We start from the raw sequence: 2,422 nt of genomic DNA, 5'->3' as shown, positions 1-2,422 counted from the left end.
CTGCCCCGGCGCGTGGCCTGCGCCGGACGCCTCCGCCTGGCCTCCCTCGCCCACCGGGGCGCCCCCGTCGACGGCCCCCTCGCCTTCACCGGGGGGGCGGCCGGCGGCCCCTGCTGGAGCCGGGTGCGCGCCGCCGGTGAAGGTGAGGGGGCCGTCGACGGGGGCGCCCAGGTGGTCGAGGTAGTCCAGGCAGAGGCGTTCGGCGAAGGCCACGCCCTGGAGCAGCGCGGCCCACAGGTCGGCGTCGGACCGCGGGTCGCCGAGCAGCAGGGCGGTCGCCCGCGGGGCGTGGAAGGGGAAGCGCTCGCCCGGCGAGACCAGCGGATAGGCGACCGCGGTCGAGGGCTCGTACGCGGCGGCCCGGGCGTCCAGCGCGGCCGGGTCGGCGCCCCGGAAGCGGGCGGTGAGCGCCCCGGCGCCGACGCTGGACGCCCCGCCCGGCCACCAGTCGCCGTCCGGCGCGCGGTGGCTGTAGACCACGCCGGCCGGGTCCCGGACGGGCTCCGCGGTGACGCCCTTCAGCACCAGCGTGGTGCCCAGCACCGAGTTCCAGGCGCCCGTGTCCAGCACGCCGGAGGCGATCTGGGCCGCGCAGCCGTCGGTCATGCCCGCGAGGACCGGGGTGCCGGCCGGGATGCCGGTGGCGTCCGCGGCGGCCGGGCAGACCTCGCCGAGCCGGGTGCCGGGGCGTACGACGTCCGGGAGCGCGCCCTCGGGCAGCCCGGTGCGGTCGGGCCAGGCCTCGCGCGTGAGGTCGTACGCCGTCTTCAGTGCGTGGCTGGAATCGGTGGGCACGCGGCGCCCGGTCAGCCGGGCCGTGATCACGTCGGGCTGGTGGGCGATCCGCCCGGGGCCATGGGTGTCCAGCAGCCAGCGGGCCTTGGGCAGCGCCCAGGTGTCCTGCACCGCGAGCCCGGCCGCGCGCAGCCGCCGTGCCCGCGCCGCCGCGCGCCGGTCGTCGTACATGAGCGCGGGCCCGAGCGGGCGCCCGGCCGCGTCGGTGAGCAGCACGGTGCCGGAGGTGCCGCACACCGCAAGGCCCCGCACCGGCGCCCGCACCCCGGCGAGGGCGCGCCGGGAGGCCGTGCACACCGCCTCCCACCACTCCGCCGGGTCCTGTTCGTGCCGGGTGCCCTCCCGGCGTCCGCGCAGCAGGGGCGCCGAACCGCCGCCGAGGACCCGGCCGTCGGCCGTCACGAGCAGCGCGCGCACCCCCTGGGTGCCGAGGTCGATCCCGAGCCACGCCATCGCCGTCCGCCCTCCCGCACGCCCCGCCCGGAGTCGTGAACTCCCCATGCCCGCATGGGATTTCCCCGTGTCTTTCCCGTGCCCGAGGGATTGACGCCCCCCGCAAGGTCATTACACCCTGTACAGCCGAAGCGACCCACCGTGTCGAGCGCGCGATCCCCTCGCCCCACTGTCCTGGACCACGAGACGAAAGACGCCCTGTGATGACCTCCAGTGTGCGGGTGCTGGCCGCCGGCGACCGCTTCGTGCTTCCCTCCCTGATCACGGCGGCCCTCGCGCGGCAGGCCCACTGCGATGTGCGGGAGCTGACGCTCGGCTGGCCGCTGGAACCGTTCGGGCCGGTCGCCGAGGTGCGCGAGGCCAGCGGCACGGAGGACGAGCTGATCGCGGCCCTGGCCGGCGCGGACGTCCTCGTCACCCAGATGGCACCGGTCACCGAACGGGTGCTGGCCGCCCGCCCGGAGCTGCGGCTGGTCGCGGTCTGCCGGGGCGGCCCGGTGAACGTCAACCTGGAGGCGGCCCGGCGGCACGGCGTCCGCGTCTGCTTCGCGCCCGGCCGCAACGCCGCCGCCACCGCCGAGTTCACCGTCGGCCTGCTGATCGCCGCCCTGCGCCGCATCCCGCAGGCCCACCACCTCGTCGCCGGGCACGGGAGCTGGTCCGGGTCGACGTACTACACGTACGAGCACAGCGGCCTGGAGCTGGAGGACCTGCCGATCGGGCTGGTCGGGCACGGCGCGGTCGGCAGCCGGGTGGCGCGGGTGCTGTGCGCGTTCGGGGCGCGGGTGATGGTCCACGACCCGTACGCGCGCGGCGAGGTGCACGGGCTGCGCATGTCCTCGCTGGACGAACTGCTGCGCCGCTCCCGGGTGATCAGCCTGCACGCCCGGCTCACCGAGGAGACCCGGGGACTGATCGGCGCCCGGGAACTGGCGCTGCTGCCGCCCGGCGCGGTCGTGGTCAACGCGGCCCGCGGGGCCCTGCTGGACGAGGCCGCGCTGTGCGACGCGCTGGAGGACGGCCGGATCGCCGCGGCGGCGCTGGACACGTACGCCGAGGAGCCGCTGCCGGCCGACTCGCGGCTGCGCACGGTGGGCGGGCGGGTGGTGCTGGCCCCGCCCCTCGGCGGAGCGAGCCGGGCGGGCGCGGAGAACGCGGCCCGGCTCGGGCCGCC

2 protein-coding genes are annotated in these 2,422 nt (G+C 77.7%); one reads left to right on the top strand and one right to left on the bottom strand.

The genetic code is table 11. The features are described from left to right. Positions 1-1,248 (bottom strand): FGGY-family carbohydrate kinase (locus FRZ03_RS26150; protein ID WP_146467647.1); only part of this gene is annotated, 1,248 nt, incomplete at its 3' end. Between the two features lie 203 nt (positions 1,249-1,451). Here FRZ03_RS26150 and FRZ03_RS26145 point away from each other — a divergent pair. Beyond that, a partial coding sequence (locus FRZ03_RS26145; RefSeq protein ID WP_146467646.1) for a 2-hydroxyacid dehydrogenase occupies positions 1,452-2,422 on the top strand: 971 nt, incomplete at its 3' end.

The sequence above is a fragment of the Streptomyces misionensis genome (assembly GCF_007896895.1).
GTDB lineage: Bacteria > Actinomycetota > Actinomycetes > Streptomycetales > Streptomycetaceae > Streptomyces > Streptomyces misionensis_A.
The sequence above is the reverse complement of the archived record's forward strand: the minus strand, read 5'-3'. Positions and strand labels throughout refer to the sequence as shown.